The 18,292-nt window shown below is 40.9% G+C and carries 19 protein-coding genes; 6 read left to right on the forward strand and 13 right to left on the reverse strand.

Translation table 11 applies throughout. The annotated features are described in order from the left end of the window. The first annotated feature begins 141 nt into the window (after positions 1-141). From A5875_RS19620 to rarD, 4 genes are all read left to right on the forward strand, one after another. Entirely contained in the window at positions 142-321 is a 180-nt protein-coding gene (locus A5875_RS19620; RefSeq protein ID WP_088935255.1) for a hypothetical protein, read from the forward strand. Positions 322-339: 18 nt separating this feature from the next. Continuing rightward, positions 340-771: a GNAT family N-acetyltransferase gene (locus tag A5875_RS19625; RefSeq protein WP_088935256.1), complete on the forward strand. Its 432-nt coding sequence runs from the start codon at positions 340-342 to the stop codon at positions 769-771. Between the two features lie 409 nt (positions 772-1,180). After that, entirely contained in the window at positions 1,181-1,699 is a 519-nt protein-coding gene (locus tag A5875_RS19635; protein ID WP_088935258.1) for an HdeD family acid-resistance protein, read from the forward strand. Between the two features lie 138 nt (positions 1,700-1,837). Then, on the forward strand, positions 1,838-2,728 hold the full coding sequence (rarD, locus tag A5875_RS19640; protein WP_088935259.1) for an EamA family transporter RarD: 891 nt from the start codon (positions 1,838-1,840) through the stop codon (positions 2,726-2,728). A gap of 61 nt (positions 2,729-2,789) precedes the next feature. On the opposite strand, the gene A5875_RS19645 is transcribed toward rarD, so the two are convergent. The 6 genes from A5875_RS19645 to A5875_RS19670 form a co-directional block, all read right to left on the reverse strand. Further along, on the reverse strand, positions 2,790-3,689 hold the full coding sequence (locus A5875_RS19645; RefSeq protein WP_088935260.1) for an NAD(P)-dependent oxidoreductase: 900 nt from the start codon (positions 3,687-3,689) through the stop codon (positions 2,790-2,792). 120 nt (positions 3,690-3,809) lie between these two features. Further along, positions 3,810-5,255, reverse strand: coding sequence for a PTS mannitol transporter subunit IICB (locus A5875_RS19650; protein WP_088935261.1), 1,446 nt, complete (start codon positions 5,253-5,255; stop codon positions 3,810-3,812). Between the two features lie 13 nt (positions 5,256-5,268). After that, on the reverse strand, positions 5,269-5,700 hold the full coding sequence (locus tag A5875_RS19655) for a PTS sugar transporter subunit IIA (RefSeq protein ID WP_088935262.1): 432 nt from the start codon (positions 5,698-5,700) through the stop codon (positions 5,269-5,271). A 9-nt stretch (positions 5,701-5,709) separates the two neighbouring features. Beyond that, on the reverse strand, positions 5,710-6,849 hold the full coding sequence (locus A5875_RS19660) for a mannitol-1-phosphate 5-dehydrogenase (protein ID WP_088935263.1): 1,140 nt from the start codon (positions 6,847-6,849) through the stop codon (positions 5,710-5,712). A 9-nt stretch (positions 6,850-6,858) separates the two neighbouring features. Beyond that, positions 6,859-7,416 carry a 6-phospho-3-hexuloisomerase gene (hxlB, locus tag A5875_RS19665; RefSeq protein ID WP_088935264.1) on the reverse strand — a complete coding sequence of 186 codons (558 nt, stop codon included), beginning with the start codon at positions 7,414-7,416 and terminating at the stop codon, positions 6,859-6,861. Positions 7,417-7,431: 15 nt separating this feature from the next. Then, positions 7,432-8,124, reverse strand: coding sequence for a ribulose-phosphate 3-epimerase (locus A5875_RS19670; protein ID WP_088935265.1), 693 nt, complete (start codon positions 8,122-8,124; stop codon positions 7,432-7,434). A gap of 243 nt (positions 8,125-8,367) precedes the next feature. Between A5875_RS19670 and A5875_RS19675 the strand changes: the two genes are divergently transcribed. Continuing rightward, on the forward strand, positions 8,368-9,117 hold the full coding sequence (locus A5875_RS19675) for a DeoR/GlpR family DNA-binding transcription regulator (RefSeq protein ID WP_088935266.1): 750 nt from the start codon (positions 8,368-8,370) through the stop codon (positions 9,115-9,117). 82 nt (positions 9,118-9,199) lie between these two features. Here the strand turns inward: A5875_RS19675 and dapF are convergent, their stop codons facing one another. The 6 genes from dapF to A5875_RS19705 all read right to left on the reverse strand — a co-directional run bounded on the left by dapF (position 9,200) and on the right by A5875_RS19705 (position 15,811). Continuing rightward, complete coding sequence (gene dapF / locus A5875_RS19680; RefSeq protein WP_088935267.1) at positions 9,200-10,030, reverse strand: diaminopimelate epimerase; 831 nt, start codon at positions 10,028-10,030, stop codon at positions 9,200-9,202. 24 nt (positions 10,031-10,054) lie between these two features. Beyond that, positions 10,055-11,353, reverse strand: coding sequence for a diaminopimelate decarboxylase (gene lysA, locus A5875_RS19685; protein WP_088935268.1), 1,299 nt, complete (start codon positions 11,351-11,353; stop codon positions 10,055-10,057). A gap of 11 nt (positions 11,354-11,364) precedes the next feature. Then, positions 11,365-12,519, reverse strand: a complete 1,155-nt coding sequence (locus A5875_RS19690) for a M20 metallopeptidase family protein (protein WP_176244760.1) — start codon at positions 12,517-12,519, stop codon at positions 11,365-11,367. 226 nt (positions 12,520-12,745) lie between these two features. Further along, the gene (locus tag A5875_RS19695; RefSeq protein WP_088935270.1) at positions 12,746-13,453 is read right to left on the reverse strand and encodes a GntR family transcriptional regulator; all 708 of its coding nucleotides are present in this window, start codon (positions 13,451-13,453) and stop codon (positions 12,746-12,748) included. A 117-nt stretch (positions 13,454-13,570) separates the two neighbouring features. Further along, positions 13,571-14,482, reverse strand: a complete 912-nt coding sequence (locus tag A5875_RS19700; RefSeq protein ID WP_088935271.1) for a DUF7916 family protein — start codon at positions 14,480-14,482, stop codon at positions 13,571-13,573. Positions 14,483-14,503: 21 nt separating this feature from the next. Then, on the reverse strand, positions 14,504-15,811 hold the full coding sequence (locus A5875_RS19705) for a PTS sugar transporter subunit IIC (protein WP_088935272.1): 1,308 nt from the start codon (positions 15,809-15,811) through the stop codon (positions 14,504-14,506). Positions 15,812-16,125: 314 nt separating this feature from the next. Here A5875_RS19705 and A5875_RS19710 point away from each other — a divergent pair, with 314 nt between their 5' ends. Next, positions 16,126-16,797, forward strand: a complete 672-nt coding sequence (locus A5875_RS19710) for a CPBP family intramembrane glutamic endopeptidase (RefSeq protein ID WP_088935273.1) — start codon at positions 16,126-16,128, stop codon at positions 16,795-16,797. Positions 16,798-16,845: 48 nt separating this feature from the next. Here A5875_RS19710 and A5875_RS19715 read toward each other — a convergent pair whose 3' ends face one another. Continuing rightward, the gene (locus tag A5875_RS19715; RefSeq protein WP_088935274.1) at positions 16,846-18,240 is read right to left on the reverse strand and encodes a glycoside hydrolase family 1 protein; all 1,395 of its coding nucleotides are present in this window, start codon (positions 18,238-18,240) and stop codon (positions 16,846-16,848) included. Positions 18,241-18,292: the final 52 nt, after the last annotated feature.

Consider the following 18,292-nt stretch of genomic DNA (forward strand, 5'->3'; position numbering starts at 1 on the left):
TTTCCACCATTGGAATTTTCCTGTCACGTTCCTTCCAAAATAAAATGGTTAGGGCATTGATTACCGCGGTCTTCATTACCGTTATCATAATTGTGGTTTTCTTATTTATTATTCAAATAATTTAAAAAGAGGAGTTTAGAAATGACAAAAAAGCAATCTCGCCTAGAAAAGAAACGTTTCTATATACCACTCGCGATTCTGCTGGGACTTCTAGGATTCAGCCCCATGCTCGTCTCACTATTTGGTACCCAACAGGATGATAAATTGAACCCTGATTATTATTCGGATGCCGATGAACCCTTTTTCAAATCCAACGACTAAACACAATAGGAGCCAACGATGATTAAACTAATTGAAAACATCAGTAACACTGATTTGGAAGCTATCACTGAAATCTGGCTAACGAGCAACTTAGACGCTCATGCTTTCATTGATAAAAGCTATTGGCATAAAAATTATTCTGTTGTTAAGGCTGCCCTTCCAAATGCGAAAATCTATGCCTATTATCATAATGATGTAATTGTGGGATTCCTCGGAATGATCGACAATTACATCGCAGGAATTTTTATTTTGAAAGAATTTCAATCGTTAGGGATCGGGACTCACTTACTCAATGAGGTGAAATCCGGCTACTCGAAGCTAACATTGAATGTCTATCAAAAAAATGAAACTGCCATCCGCTTTTACCTCAAGCATGGCTTCAAAATTCAAAAAGAAGAACTGTATCACGAAACAAATGAGCTTGAATTGCTTATGGAGTGGTCTGTTTAATATCTAATTAACACTTTTCCCTGTATGAGATTGCATATCTTGTGCAGGGCTCTTTATTTTCCAGTGCTTCCCTTTTGACGCTGAACGGTTAAAAAGAATATACTCCTCTAAAGAAGTAAAGAGGTGGTCCTAATGAACATGAAACATTTCAATAATAGGTATTTCTATTTAGCTATTGCCTATTTTTTTGTCTCACTTTTCTTCGCCTTTCAAACTGGAACGATACTTAAATGGGCGAGCTTCTTTTTCCTGATCTCATTTGGTATCAATGCATTTAAAGCGATAAAAGAAGCTCAAAATCACCATGATTGACCCTGATTATGAAAAATGAGAACTGTTTTCATCAGCGATCGTTTTCTTTTCATATTTTTTCAGTAAGTGATACCCTTTTTTAAGGGAGGTGAAAAATATGGAAAGAAGATCAAATTTCAGTTTGCCTTATTTTTTAATGGGCATCATCTTTATTCTGGTTTCTTTAGTATCATTCAGAGATCCGCAAAGTAGTTTACTTGCCATTGTTTATGTATTTGCTATTTCAGCAATCCTAAAAGGAATCTTCGAATTATTCTTCAGACGAAAAATTCATGAATTTACAAATCAAAAATCAACCCTCTTGATCGTGCTGGGTATCTTTGATTTATTGGTTGGTATTTTCTTCTTATTTAATATCTCTGCTGGTTTAGTAGCGTTGCCGTTTGTGTTTGCTGTCTGGTTCTTATTTGATTCCATCGTGGGATTGATGACGGCGGGTATCTACCGAATCGAAAGTACAGGCTATTACTGGTTTCATGTCGTCATTAATGTTATCGGAGTGATCTTAGGCTTCATGCTGCTGTTCAATCCGCTAACTTCAGCATTGACACTTGCTTTTTTAGTAGGCTTCTATTTTATGATGGCTGGCATCTCATTGATTGCATACTCATTTTAAGAAAATTAATAGAGACGTTTTCGTCTCTATTTTTTTACGCAGATTTTGCTCAGAGCTTCGTCAAAATTATTTTTTCTGAAAAATCACCGAATCGTTTATGTTAAAATGATGAGACACTGTTCATTCAAGGAGGTTCCAATGAAAAAAGATTCTGGGTTGGTTTATGGGTTTGGCGCGTATATTATTTGGGGCATCCTGCCGCTTTATTGGAAATTATTAGGCAATGTCGGATCGGTGGATATTTTATTTTACCGAATTATTTGGTCGCTGATTTTTATGACGATTTATTTGGTCGTCTTACGAAAGATCCCGACGTTTATTCGAGAGGTCAAAGAGCTTTTAAAAAGCAGACGCAACACACTGGCAATCATTGCCGCGGCAATTTTTGTTTCATTAAACTGGGGGATTTATATTTACACAGTGTCGATTGGGCAGGTTCAACAGGCTAGTCTGGGGTATTACATCAACCCTTTATTGAATGTGCTGGCTGGTGCTATTTATTTAAAAGAACCGTTATCTAGGCAAGCAAAACTCGCCAGTTTGTGTGCATTGACAGGCGTGCTCTTATTAACGATTCAAACGGGTGTTTTTCCGTTTAACTCACTTTTTTTGGCTGCTAGTTTCTGTTTGTACGGTCTAACTAAAAAGCAGCTGCAGCTAAGTGCCGCGACCAGCATTACCTTGGAAACGCTGATCATTGCGCCATTGGCGTTGATTTATTTGTTTTTCCTTTCACCGGTAGGCTTTATGAATTATTCATTGAACACCAATTTGTTGCTGATGGGTGCCGGGATCGTCACCGCGATTCCGTTACTATTGTTTGCGACCGCGGTGAAAAAATTGTCCTACATCACGATCGGTTTTTTACAATATGTCAATCCCACCATCATGCTGGCAATGGCGATCTTTTTATTCCACGAACCTTATGCTTTGCCGCAATTCATCGCCTTCGCCTTTATTTGGCTAGGTATTTTGATTTTTATTCTCGGAAATTTTATCCAATCACGAAAAAAAGGGCTTCGCTTGTAAAAGCGGACCCTTTTTGTATGCTTTAAAAAAGACCCAAGCAATCACGCTTGGATCAATCAAACTAGTTGTTCTTTTGAAAATCCGCAATATTTCCGATGACTTTTTGTGCCAAACGCACTTTTGCCATCGAAGTCAGTCCTGCATTGGTTTTACCGGCGAAAACATTTGGCAAGCCAAGCACTTCTTCGCCTAAACCTGCTTCCGTGTCACTGAAGGCATAATTGCCCGGCTGAGCCAGCCAATTTTTTAGCGCGGATAATTCATGAGATGGTGCGATCGATACATTCATCAATATTTTTCCGTTGCCAAATGTTTGGAACGCCGCTTCATCTAGCAAAACGACATTTTTATTCAGGCAAGTAATCAGAATATCCACCTTGCTTAACAGTTCATCCAAAGATAAATAGTCCATGTCTAATTCTTTTTCAATCTCAGGTTTGCGGGTCCGGCTGTAGTAATTGACATCCATCCCGAAAAAATTCATCGTCCGAGCCAATAGACTGCCGACCGTTCCCATGCCAACGATACCGACTTTGACATCGGTCAATTCCATCGGTTCATCCTTCCACATCGCCGGTCCGCGCCCTTGCAGCAGGCGAACCAATTCACTGATAGCATATTCTTTTACACCTTCATCGCCGTAATCTCGCACGCCAGTCACGACAATCCCTTTTTTCTCCGCGTGAAGAATGTCTACATTCGCATTTTCCGGCGCATACAAGCTGGCACAGATACCAATGTAACGAATGTTCGGACACGCATCCAATACTTCCTTATCAATAAAGCTCGTAAAACTTAACATCACACAATCGGCATCCCCGATCCGGTCAATGATTACTGATGAATCGGTTGGAATATCGTCATAAAAGATTGTTTCCTCCGCCAACTCTTTCAGCTTCTCATCCCACTCAGGTAATAGTTTGGTCGGCTCGATCGCCACCATTTTCTTAAATTTTTTCATGTCAGCCTCCTAGTTAATCATACTCACTTCATGATACGTCCTACAAATTTTCACGTCAACGAAATCCAATTGTTAATTTTTCAGACAAAAACACCGGTGAGCTTTTCACCGGTGTCAAATTTACTCTTTTGTTTTCGCCTCAACGATCTCATTCACTAATTCATCGATCGCTGGATCTTGTAAATAATTTTTCAGTGTAACGATTTTCATTTTCGGATGAGCATTGCGGGTTCGTTCTTCTAAGTCTTGATGAACGACGACCATATCGCTGTCCTTCGGTACATCTTCGATTCGATAATTTTTAACTTCAATATCAGTAATGCCTGCTTTTTGTAATTTTTTCTTGAAGGTCGTAGCACCCATTGCACTGCTGCCCATTCCAGCATCGCAAGCGAATGAAACTTTGTTTAAGTTGGCCGCCACGGTATTAACTGCCTGTCCACTGTCCTTATTCAATAACTCTTTTCCTTCTGATTTCATGGATTTTGACTTTTGTACAGATTCTTCAAAGCTGTCATCGTCATCCACAGTCTTATCTGCTTTCAAAATCACGGCCGTCACTAAAAATGAAACGGCAGTTGCGATCACTACACCTGCAATCACACCAAAGAAATTTCCGCGAGGAGTCAAGGCTAAGTATGAAAAGATCGAACCAGGACTTGGTCCCGCAACTAAACCGACATTAAGTAATTGGAAGGTCAGCGTTCCCGCCATTCCCCCTGCGATCATCGACAAAATCGTAATCGGTTTCATCAATACGTAAGGGAAATACATTTCGTGAATACCGCCAAAGAAGTGGATAATGATGGCACCTGGCGCCGTCCGTTTGGCTGCTTTTTTTCCAAAGAAAGAATACGCTAATAGTAAACCTAAACCAGGTCCAGGGTTTGAAGCTACCATGAAGTAAATTGATTTGCCGGCTTCTAGCGTTTGCTGCATCCCTAGCGGATAATACACACCTTGGTCAATCACATTATTTAAGAACAGGACTTTCGCCGGTTCATTGACCAAAGAAAGCAAAGGTAAGAACCCCGTCGAAACTAATGCTTCAATCGCATTTGTCACCAATTGATTCGCTGATTGGATCGTTGGTCCAACAATTAAATAAGACAAGCACATTAAGACGAAACCGATAATGCCGATTGAAAAATTATTGACCACCATCTCAAAACCAGCAGGAATCTTTCCGTCTAAAAAGTTATCCGTTTTTTTCATGACCCAGCCGCCTAGCGGTCCCATGATCATGGCACCCATGAACATCGGGATATCTGCACCAATGATCAACCCAATAGTTCCGATCGTTCCTAAAACGGCTCCCCGTTGTCCGCCGATCATGCGTCCGCCAGTATAAGCTAACAATAATGGCAATAAGTAACTGACTGTTGGTCCGACTAACTCATTCAGTGATTCATTTGGAAACCAGCCAGTTGGAATGAATAATGCCGTCGCAATCCCCCACGCAATAAACGCACCAATGTTCGGCAACACCATATTAGTTAAGAATCCGCCAAAGGCTTGAACTCTCGCACGCATCGATACTTGTTTTCCCTCATTCGTTACATCCATTTCCTTCTCTCCTTTACTCCTTGATCAAATCCAACAACGCTTGCTCTGTCTCAACATCAAATAATTTCTGATATAATTCCTCATCACTCAACACTTCACCTAAGCTCGCAATCAGCTCTAAATGTCCGTCTGGAGAATCCGATGAAAGCGTAAATAAAACTTTTACTGGCTCTTCTCCCGGAAACATCACAGGCTCCTCCAAATGTAGAAAAGTCATTCCAACGCCCTTGCTGCCATATTCAGGACGTGCATGGGGCATCGCAACTTGCGGCAATAAAATAATATAATTGCCATTGTCTAAGACATTTTGGATCATCGCTTCAACATATGTTTCTTCTACAATGCCTTGCTCCAAAAGCGGCTGTGCGCCCATTCGAATAGCGTCCTGCCAAGAGTCAATCGAATCGATAAATTTTGTATTTCCTATTAATTGTTCTTTTAACATCTGTACCTCCTATACCAGTGATTGATAAGCCGCAACCACTTCTGCAAGCAACGCACCAGCTAAATTAGAAATATTTTTAATCGTCGTTTCCAAGCCCTCTGTTTCAATCATCGCAGATATTTTTTCTGCCTCGCCGTCAGCAGCGTTGCGATAAAGATAACCTGCCGCAATAATCTTCACGCCTGCTTCATGCGGTAAATCAGAGGCAGCTAATTTTACAACCGGTGCCACTAAGCGATCATTCGGTCCTAATTTTCTGATCGGTGAACCGCCGACACGGCTGATTTTATCCGAAAGCTTTTGATTTCCCTGCCGCTTTAACGTTTTTTTGATAAAATTTTTTAAATCTTCTCGGTCAAATTGGTATTCCTGCACGAAATACTCCAGATTCTCCGCTAAAAACTGCTTGACCAAATCCAAAATTTTCTGATCTTGGATTGCAGCTTGGATTGTCTTATAGCCATGCAAAGCACCTAAATAAGCGATTGCCGCATGTGCCGCATTGACGATATACAGCTTGCGTTCGATATAGGGCTGCATTTCATCGATCAAGACGACTTTTTTTAGTTCAAATGGTGTGTCCGGATCAAATTGCCGACGGTTAATTACCCATTCATAATAAGGTTCAACTACCGCGATCGCTTTGCCATCGACGATTTTCCCGAGAGATTGCCGATCAATCGCTGTGTTTACAAAATAGGCAAGTTGATCGAATTTCACCTTCTCTTCATCAGATAACAACGCATAAACTTCCTTTTTCAGAATATCGCTAGCATTGATCACATTTTCGTTAGCCAAAATATTGATGCTGCGCTCTTGTTCAAACCGTTTGCTTAACCCTTTCGCAATCGTTGGTGCGATCTTTGCTAAATTATTCGCACCAACCGATGTAGTTAAAATATCCGCATCTGCAATCGCCGCAATCACTTTTTCTGTTTCAGTAATACTATTTAAAGCGGTGACCCGATCAATAAAATCCGTCGTCGCATTTTCATCGATAATCTCGATCGAATAGCCGCCAGCTTGATTCAGTTGTTGAATCAGCTCAGCATTAGTATCGACAAAGCAAAGGTCAAAACTATTTTGCCGTAGAATTTGTCCAATAAATCCTCGACCGATATTCCCGGCACCAAAATGTACTGCTTTCATTTTCTTCACCTACTCCAAATTAGCATGATACTGCCACAAGCTATGCATATCGATCTCTTTTTCCTCCACCATCATCAGAGCAATACTGTCTCCTAATAATAGTAGACATTGTTCAAATAAACTCGTCATTGGCTGAACAGAAGGAATTTCTCCCGGCAGAGCCAACTTCGTTTGAACCGGTATCCGAATGAAAAGATCAGTATGTTCCTTCATTGAACTGTTCGCGTTCGATCCGATATGTGCCACTGTTGCAGCAAAACTCTTCGCCTTTTTCGCAATGGCTAGCGGAAAAGAACTTTCACCGCTGCCTGATCCGACAATCAACAAGTCGTTTTCAGTGATTGCTGGCTCGGTGATTTGCCCGACTACGACCGTTTGCACGCCTAAATGTGCCAAACGCTTCGCAATTCCTTCTAAAGAAAGCAGTACACGACCAACACCGACAAAGAAAACTCGTTCAGCCTTTTCGATTTCCGCAACTAGCTGCTCCACATCCTCCACTGCAATACTATCTAAAGTCGCCGCAATTTCATTGACGATTTTTTTTTCTACACTCTTAAACCCCAACGTTTTCCCTCCTTATCAAACTAAAGCTGCTTTGTTTACTGCTTCAGACAATAACTGACGATTTTCTGCTAATGTATTTCCTGGAATAAACAGACTCGTGCTTCCTAATACTAGGTTTGTTGCACCAGCATCTAATAAATCAGGAATCGTCGCCAATGATACTCGCCCATCAACTTGGATATCTGTTGTTAAGCCTAGGTCGTCAACCAATTGCCGCAAATCAGTAATTTTTTTCAATGCATAAGGAATTTGCTTTTCTGCTTTATTTGTCGCAAATCCCGGGTTGATCAGCATTAAGCATACTCGATCAATCTCTGGTAAAACGTAGTCTAAAACATTTAAAGGAGTTGCCGGATTCAAGGCCACGCCAACTTTTGTCCCCGCATTCTTGATCATTTGAATGTAGCGGTCAACATGCAGGCTAGTCTCGTGATGGAAAGTAATTCCTTCAACACCAATATTCAGCATCTCGCCGATAAAAAATTCATTGTCCTTCGACATAATATGCACATCGAAATTCATCGAAGTGATTTCCCGCATTCGTTTGATCGTTTCAATTCCTAATGGCATGCTTGGGCTAAATGAGCCATCGATAACATCGATATGCAGCGTGTCCATGCCGATCGCTTCTAAATCAGTGATACTTTTTTCTAAATTCACCAAATCTCCACACATGATGGATGGCGATAAAATGATTTGCTTCTCCATAAGCGTCCTCCTACTTTCAATGCGCCGATTTTATCCGGAAAAATCAGCAAGTTCGAATGCCGTACATCCTTCATTTACAAGTTCATTGTAATCGCTTAACAAACACAAGTCAATACAAACATGCAAATTATTTAATTTTATCTGCATGTTTTTGCGCGTTTTACCGATTGAGCCCAAATAAAATTGACACAAAAGCGCATACATGGCATGATAAACAGGAAGAAATAAGAAGGAGTGCGCAACATGCTGAAAGAGGAACGACATCAAAAAATTGTAGATTTATTAAATATTGAACAAAAGGTTATCGCCAGCGACTTGAGTCAGCGTTTTAACGTTTCTGAGGATACGATTCGGCGAGATTTGAAGGAATTAGATGGGCAAGGTCTCTTAAAAAGAGTCCACAGCGGCGCCTTACGCGTAGGGCCGCCGATCACTGATTTTAATTATCGGGAAACTGTGGCTAGTGATCGAAAAAAAGAGCTGGCTCATAAAGCGCTGCCCTTTTTAAAAGAAGATTCCGTTATCATCATCGACGGCAGTACGACTAACTTAGCGTTGGCAAAAGTAATTCCGCAAGATTTTCGGGCAACGATCATTACCAACAGTCCGCCGATCGCCATGGAACTAGCTCAGCACCCCAACCTTGAGATCATTAACATCGGCGGCGTCTTTTATAAGCAATCCATGATCAACATTGGCGTGCAAGCATTCAAGCAGCTGCAAAATATTCGGGCAGATCTCTATATTATGGGCATCTACAATCTTGATTTGGATGCCGGAACGAGCGTACCAACCACGCAAGAATCAGAAATCAAACGCGAAATGGTCCGCGTCTCTACTGAGGTTTTGGGAATGATCACCAACGATAAATTCGGGACCATCAGTAATCACATCGTGGGTCCTGTAGATGATCTGACCTATTTGATCTCAGAGGAAATCCCGGATAAGGTTCGTAAAGAATACAACAAACAAAAAATTGTCTTGATTGATTAAAAAAAACGAACGGTCATATCCTATCGTATTCGATAGAACTATGATCGTTCGGTTTCTTTTTGTTAAATATTAAAATTTGCGATTATACTGCTAAGTCTTCATCTAAAATCGTGCCCTGAACGACGATATTCGTATCGCCAATCAAGTACAGCTCATCATTCACCACGTTCACCTGAAGCTGTCCGCCCAAAACTTCAATCACAACTGGATGATTCTTAACTAACCCTTTTTTTGTCAGCGCATAGGCTGTCGAACCAGTTCCAGTTCCACAGGCTAAAGTAAAGTCCTCAACGCCTCGTTCATAGGTACGTTCCACAACGGTTTGATCAGGCAGAATATCATAAAAGTTCACATTCGCTCCTTTTTCAAACGTAGGATGATTCCGCAGCTTTCTGGCAAAATCAAAAATCGTTTCTAAGTCGCTCATAGCCAGATCAGGCACATGAACGACTAAATGAGGAATTCCCGGATCGCCTAACTCGACGTAATCCACTGTAACCCCTTTTCCATCGACTTGAATCTGCTTATCTGCTTCAAAAACTGTCGGCGAGTTTAGCTGCACACGGTACGTTCGAGTATCTAAACGTTCTGCTGGTACATCCCCGGCAATTGTCTCAATCATCATTTTTTCCTTTGCGATCCCTGTTTCATAGGCCCAACGCGCCACACAGCGGGCACCGTTTCCGCACATTTCTGCTTCGGAACCGTCCGCATTGAAAAAGCGCGCATAAAAATCTCCGTCACCACGAGCCGCTTCAATCGCGATCAAAGTGTCTGCTCCGACTGAAATCCGTCGTGTACAAACACGGGCCGAAAATTTTGTTAATTGCTCACTAGAAAAATTCAGCAGCTGATTGTCGATTAAAATAAAATCATTTCCAGCGCCTTGCATTTTGTAAAAGGGTACCTTCATACTCTAGCCTCATTTCAGGAGTTTCTATTTCAAAAAGCTTGGAATTTCTTCATTTTGAATGATTTGATCCAAGGTTTGTCTTTTTACAATAATCTCCGCTTGCCCCGCTTTTGTCAAAACAACTGCCGGGATAGCCAGTTTATTATAATTGCTGGCCATTGAATAGCCATACGCTCCCGTTGAGAACGTCGCGAAAATATCGCCCGCTTCAACAGTCGGCAGCTCGATATCCTTCACTAAAATATCGGTACTTTCGCAGGCTTTCCCCGAAACTGTCACTTTTTCAACTGCCGTATCATCGGCTTTATTCGCCAAAACACCTGTATATTCCGCTTCATATAGTCCTGGACGAATATTATCCGTCATACCGCCATCGATACTGACATATTTCCGCAAACCGGGAAGTTCCTTGATCGCTCCGATTTTGTGCAGGCTGATCCCTGCTTCGGCAACAATACTGCGGCCCGGTTCGATCACAACAGCAGGCTGCGGGAAAGCTTCTTTTTTACAAAAATCCAGAACTTTTTCCATCATCGGATCTGTGAAGTAACTAAATGGTTTCGGCTGATCCGCATCCGTGTAACGAACACCGAAGCCGCCGCCGAAATTCAACTCTTTGATCGTATAGTCAAAGCGTTCCCTCACCATTTTAACCAAATCCAAAGCAATCTCCGCCGCCGCAAGATGCGAGTGATTATCAAATAATTGACTGCCAACATGGAAATGGAAGCCTAAGAAATTCACTTCTGGTGTGTTAATCGCATTTTGAATTTGCGGGAATAGAATATCCGCATCAATCGGAATGCCAAATTTTGAATCTTTTTGTCCCGTCGAAATAAACGAATGGGTCTGAACATTCACTTCCGGTGTAATTCGAAACAGAATATCCACTACTTTTTGTTTTTCTTTGGCGATTGCTGCGATCAGATCGACTTCCTGCAGACTATCAACGATAATCCGGCCAACGCCGTAATCGATCGCCATTTCCAATTCTTCAATCGATTTATTATTGCCGTTCATTTCAATATGTTCAGCTGGAAAGTTTCCTTTGATCGCCGTATACAGTTCGCCGTCAGAAACGACATCCAAAGAAAATCCTTGCTGCTGAATAATTCTTAACATTGCTAAAGTCGAAAAAGCTTTACTAGCAAAGGCCACTCGTACATTTTCATACTTCTCAACAAAATCCTGCTGCAGCTCTTGGCACTTCTCTTCTATTAATGTTTGGGAAAAAACATATAACGGTGTTCCAAATTTTTCTGCTAATTCGACAGTGTCGCAGCCATCCCACATCAAATGTCCATTTTTAGTTTCAAATTCCATTGTAAGCCCCCTTAATTATCATTCAATCCAGCGATCAAGTTCACAAAAGTCTGAATCCCTAAAAGCAGATTCACTTCATCAAATTTCATCTTTCCGCTATGGAGCGGATAAGTATAGCCCTTTTCCTCATCGCGAATTCCCAAAAAGAAAAACATACCGGGGATTTCCTGCTGATACATCGAGAAATCTTCCGCGATTAAATATGGCGGTGTTTCTACATAATAATCCGCCGCGACCTTTTCCAGCGTTTCGACCATTTTCGGATCATTGTCTACCACTCGATACATATGATTGAAATCAACCACTGCTTCACAGCCGTAACCTTTGGCGATTTCTCCTGCTAATAATTCTGTCCGACGAACGACCTCAGCATAAACCTTGTCATCAAAAGCCCGCATCGTTCCGTGTAAAACGACTTCCTTAGCCACGATATTCATCGCTTCACCGCCATGGATCGTGCCAAAGGTCAAAACCACATTATCCAACGGACCAATATTTCTTGCTAAAATACTGTTTAAGCCAGAGATCACTCCGCCAGCCGCAACGATCGCGTCTTCTCCTAGTTGAGGCTGCGCCCCATGTGTGCTGACACCTTTAATCGTGATCGTTACCTCCGCATTACGCGCCATCATCGGTCCCGGACGGCAAGAAATTTTTCCAGCCGGCAAATCAGGAAAAACATGCAGGCCGACGATTTCTTTCACGCCTAATTTTTGTAAAATGCCTGTTTTCATAATTAATTCAGCCCCGCCCGGTCCTTCTTCTGCCGGTTGGAAAACAAAAACAAGCGTTCCTTGAATTTTTTCAGGATATTTGTGCAAATATGCAATGAAGCCCAATAATGTCGCCATATGTCCATCATGCCCGCATGCATGCATCTTGCCCGTTGTTTTGGAAGCAAACTCATAACCAGTTTGTTCTTCCACTGGCAAAGCATCGATATCTGACCGAAAAGCCAACGTCTTTCCTGGTTTTTCTCCTCGCAAGACCGCGATCGTACCTGTTTCAATCACTTCATAAGTCTCAGTAACACCAAAGGATGCCAGCTTGTTTCGAATATATGCGGCAGTTTGTTTTTCTTCCAAGCCTAATTCAGGTATTTGGTGCAATTCGCGACGCATCGTAGTGACTAATTCTTCTAATTCTTTGACTTGTGGATCGATCATCGTCTCACTCATTTCCATAAATATTCTTAGAATAAATGTTCTTTAGATTAAAAATCTATTGATAGTTTCTCATATTATAGTATAGATTGCCTTTCTGGTCATTAATTTGTTTCGCAAATTTTCAGTATACAAAAAGAAAAATACGCCTATTGAATTCAATAGACGTATTTCTACATTAAACTGTTCTTGTTTCTTCTATTATAAGTTACCTAATTACGTCGGGATTTCACTCAGAACTCTTGGCACTTGAAAAAAGTGATATTTTTTGAAAATGCAAAACTGCTTCCCCTAAGTTTACGATCTGACCATTTGAAAGATACGTTTTCTCTTTTACTACTAATGCAGGGTCATTTTCTGCTAATCCCAATAATTCAGCATCTTCTTTTGCCAGATAATCCGCACAGATTTTACGGTCAGCAAAGCCGATCTGTAATTTTAGATTTTGCGTTAAATAATCATAAATCGATGCTTCCGCAATTTCTCGTCCCAGATAAGGAACCACTTCTTGACGATAATAGGATTGTTCCACTCGAACGGGCTCATTATTCACATAGCGAATCCGTCTTAAATAATATAATGCTTCTCCCACATCGCAGTTAAGCTCCGAAGCTAATCTTTGATCTGCTTCGATCAACTCCAACTTCAAAATTTTGATTTTACTAGTTTCTGACTGCTGTTCACTAGAAAAACCTTTGATTAAATTTAAATTGGTACTTTCATCGAAATTTACTGGTCGCAAATAAATACCGCTCCCCTGTACTTTATACACATATCCTTCATCCGTCAGTAAATTGATTGCGCTTCGAATTGTATTTCTACTTGTATCGAAATGTTCGCTCAATTCTTTCTCTGTTGGCAATTTGCCTTGCCCACTATATTTTCCGTCGACTATTTCTTTGATCAATTCAGTAGAAATCTCATGATACTTCGCCATATAAAAACACCTCTGCTAAATAGTAGCCCTTTTCATTCATTCTGACACATTGTCTTTACTATTATGACAGAAAAGCATTTTTACTACCAGTTTACTTTGAACAGGATTTTTTAATGTCTAGCGGTTGATTGAACGAGCCATCATTGAAATCGTGTGTCGCGCACCACGAAGCGCCTTACTCATAGCAAGGATATTTTCGACAGGCGCAATACCTGAATAGCCTGCATCTCCTATGTGCTGGATGTCCACACCGCAGATTTTGTTTTGGATCGCGATTTGTCGCACCGTTTCTTCATCGGCACTTTCTTGACTGGTTCCAATAGCTGTCATAACAAGTGCTCCCGCTTGATGAACAGCCTTCACAGCGGCTTTTAAATCATCGCTGTCAAAGCCAGGCACCGTTCCCACAGCAGGAACCAAGATGATATCCGCCCCACTTTCAACAAAAGATTGAATCGCTTGGAAATCTGCTACTGGTTCATCAACACCGGCTCCATGCATTTTCCCTGCAATCACCAATCCGTTATAATGTTCCTTCGCCCGTTTGATTGCCTGATTGATCTGCTTATTGGTCACACCAGTTCCTGGGTTTCCAGTTAAACAAATATAGTCAAAGCCTAGCTTCTCGGCTTGTTTCAGTGTTTCTTCATTGGCTTGACGACCTAAAGGAATCGTTAGTTTATTCTCTGCCATTTTCGCATCCTGATCCACCGGCTCTAAGTTCACACCGATCGGACGTCCCACCAGCTTTCTTAATTTATGGATCAGCTCTTCTTCTGTTTCACCAGCGGATAATTCCAATCCTTCGATTTTCAAATTCAAGACATCCACACCATTTAGCAAAATCAAATCTGCACCAAAGGCCCGTGCTACTTCTGCATTGGTGATATCTCCTACCAACGACTCTCTTACAGCTACATTTTCAGAGACGATCGTTCTTCCTTCACTTGCTTTAATACTTTGCTTTAATTCTGCTGCTGACATTGCTAATAAATCTGATGCATTCGCGCTAATTAATCGTTTTACCATTTTTTAGATTCCTCACATTTTCTAGTTATTTGATGTTCCGCTTTCAGCTAATACATTTTGACGCTCAACGGTTTGATAGAAGGGATAATAAATCAAAATATCCAAAATTATCAACACTACCTGCAATATAGCGCCGCTCATATGACCGCCCGTTGCAAGAAAACCGCTGATAACCGGCGGCATCGTCCAAGGAACAGCGATTCCGACCGTTCTTGCGACTAACCCGGAAGACATAGTAAAGTAGGTGACCAGTGCATTGACCATTGGCGCTAAAATAAACGGAATAATCAGACTAATGTTCAATACTACTGGAAGCCCATACATAGCTGGTTCATTAATATTAAATATACCAGGAGTCAATGTCAATGGAGCCATTGTTTTGGTTAATTGACTCGATTTTTTCTTGAGAGCAATAATCGTAATAACAATCACCAACCCGATCGTGGCACCGCCACCGCCCATATAGACAAAATTATCAATAAATGGCTGAGTAATGATGTGCGGCAATTCTGCTGTCCGATCCGCTTGATAAATTAACCGATTGGCATCAGTATTCATTAGCCAAATAGGTGAAATAATACTATTTACAACGTTCCCGCCATGAATCCCAGTAAACCAAAAAGCACTGTTTAAGAAAATCGAAATGACCGTCCCGCCAATCGTTGCTCCTAGCAACCCTAACGGACCGCCAAAAATCTTCAACAGCAGATCATGAATATTTCCGATCCCAGTTGCATCTAATAATGCAAAGATGACTAACCAAAGAGTAATGATAGCTGCACCAGGAATTAATGCACTAAAGCTTTTTGAGACTGCTGGCGGCACAGAATCCGGAAGTGTGATCTGAATATTATGATTGATAAACCAAGCGAAGATCAACGCAGTGATAATTCCTAAAACGATTGCTACGAACAATCCCCGACTGCCCATATATGCAACAGGAATCCCTTCCACAGGCGCCTCTCCACCAGAAAAAATATTCGGTGTCGCTACCAAAAAAGACGACAGGGCAATTACACCAGCAGAGGTTCCATCAACATCATGCTGACTGGCTAAACTCTGCGCGATCCCAAAACTCGCAACCAATCCCATAATTCCAAAGCTGCCATTTGTCCCTTTGTTCAAATAATCAATAATACCGGTGTTCCCTAGCCATTCGATCCACGCATCAATCGGAAAATTTCCGATGATCAAAAATAATGAACCGATAATAATCAATGGCATACTCAATGTGATCCCATTCCGAATGGCGATCAATACCCGATTCGCGCCCAACTTTGATGCGATCGGCAAAAGCTTCTTCTCCAAAAACAAATTAAACTTATTCATTTTCTACACCTCTTTTTCTTAAAATTTAGAAATATGCATCATGCTGAAACAAAAATCCCTATATTCTTCCACCTTTATATTCATGCACCTCTTTCTATATTTGTTGGTACCAATTTAAATAGATGGCACTACACAGAAAAAACGTTTACAATGGTTTTCTTATAAAAGAACATTTGCAAATTTCTATTAATTAAACGTTTCTATATGATTGTTCGCTCAAATAAAAAACACACTTCCGACCAATTTCCCCTCGATTTTTTCTTTTAAGATATGATTGATCTGCTATACTTAAGGTAAAATTATGGAGGGTTACGATGATCGCTCAACCTGAAACATATTCTAAAAAACAAGCATTTAGCGCCTTATTTCTTTTCTTGATTGTTTTTTTCTTAGCCTTTTCTCAAGGTCTCTTTGTCATGAGTGATCTTCCCTTATCACTCATTAGAAGTTCCAATTACCTTTTTCCTATTTTAGATATTGCTGCTTTAATCATTTTCTTGGGCGTTTTTAAAGAGAAAGCAGAAAGTATCGGTATCCACCTCAAAAATCTTAAACAGAGCATGCTTTGGGGTTTGCTTTTTCTCGGTGTACAATTAGTCTTCTACGTCAGTATTTCTTATCTGTTTAATGATGTCAGTAAAGTCATGCTAGGCTCGATAGATTTGCCGATGGTGATCTTATTTTTTAATAGTGCTCTAGCCGAGGAAATGATTTATCGCGGCTATATCGAAACACGCCTACAAGGGTTAGTCCAAAATAGGCATTTATGTTCAATCATCACTGCTATTTTATTTGTCCTCATTCACTATCCCCTCAAATGGATGAGCGGCCAGCAGCTTAACGCACTGTCATTCCCACATATTTTGTTGCTGCTATCTTTGCATGTTACTTGTTCTTTAACTTATAAAAAATCCAACTGCTTGTGGGGAGCAGTCTGCCTGCATCTCCTTTATAATTTGGGGAATTCACTGATTATTTTTATTTGACGCAAAAAAACGACGAAAACACATCTATCGTGTTTTCGTCGTTTTTTCTTAATCAATAAAGCCGTTGTTCTCAGCTACTGTTTTAAACCAGTGTCCGGATTTTTTAATCGTCCGCTTGCCATCATTTTTGATATCCACCGAAATAAACCCATAACGATTTTTATAAGCATTGGTCCATGACCAATTATCCATACAGGTCCACATATGATAACCTAAACAATTCGTTCCTTCCTGAATGGCCTGATGCACATATTTCAAATGGTCGGTGACAAACTCAATGCGATAATCATCATCGATTTGTCCATCTTCATTGATATAGCGCTCCTCACCTTCGACGCCCATCCCATTTTCTGAGATAAAGCAGCGAATGTTGCCATAATTTTCCCGCACATTCGTCAAGATATCGTAGATCCCTTTTTCATAGATTTCCCAGCCTCGATAAGGATTGATCTTTTTATCAGGCATATCATAATAATCGAAATAATCATCCGGCATTGGTCCATGACTTGGATCGATCGGTGTCTCTTTGGCTTTGATCCGGCGCGGCTGATAATAATTGATCCCCAATAGATCAACCGTATTATTTTTAATTATTGCCAGATCGCCCTCCTGAATCTCAGGAACAATATCCAGCTCTTTTATCACTGTCATCAACTCTTCAGGAAATTCCCCCTTCACCGCCGGATCTAAAAAGGAACGATTAAAGAAGGCATCCGCCATCTGAGCAGCTTTGACATCTTCAGAATTATTTTCATCTCGCGGATAACTTGGCGTTAAATTTAAAATGATCCCGATCTCTCCGTCCAAGTCCATCTCATGATAGCTTTGTATTGCTTTTGCGCTAGCTAAATTTTCGTGATACCCCACCGCTACGGCTTCTTCCATAATGACATGGTTCGGATAATGGAATTGATAGAGATACCCGCCTTCTACTGGCACGATCGGTTCGTTATGAGTGAACCATTTTTTTACTCGATCGCCAAACAACTCAAAACAGGTTTTAGCATAGGTAACGTAGGCATCCACAGTTTCACGATTGGTCCAGCCGCCTTTTTCCTGCAACGCTAAAGGCATGTCGAAATGATACAGGTTAAAAAATGGTTCGATGCCATTTGCGAGTAGCTCATCAATGTAATGATTGTAAAAATCAACCGCTGCTTGATTAACTGCTCCTGTTCCATTAGGAATCAAGCGACTCCATTGGATCGACGTGCGAAATGAATTATGACCGATCTGCTTCATCAACTGAACATCTTCTTGATATTTTTCATACACCCGAGAAGTTTTATCCGGACCTACTTGATCAAAAAATTTTTCCGGTTCTAATTCATACCAATAATCCCAAATATTCTCACCTTTGCCATCGCCGGTAAATCTGCCCTCGGTCTGTGGACCGCTAGCTGAAGAGCCCCACCAAAAATCCTTTGGAAATGTATACTTCATCTCATTTTCCTCCTAATTCGTTTTCAAACTTTTGCCTTTCAAAAAAAACTGA

It is taken from the genome of Enterococcus sp. 3H8_DIV0648 (assembly GCF_002140655.1).
Classification (GTDB): domain Bacteria; phylum Bacillota; class Bacilli; order Lactobacillales; family Enterococcaceae; genus Enterococcus_A; species Enterococcus_A hulanensis.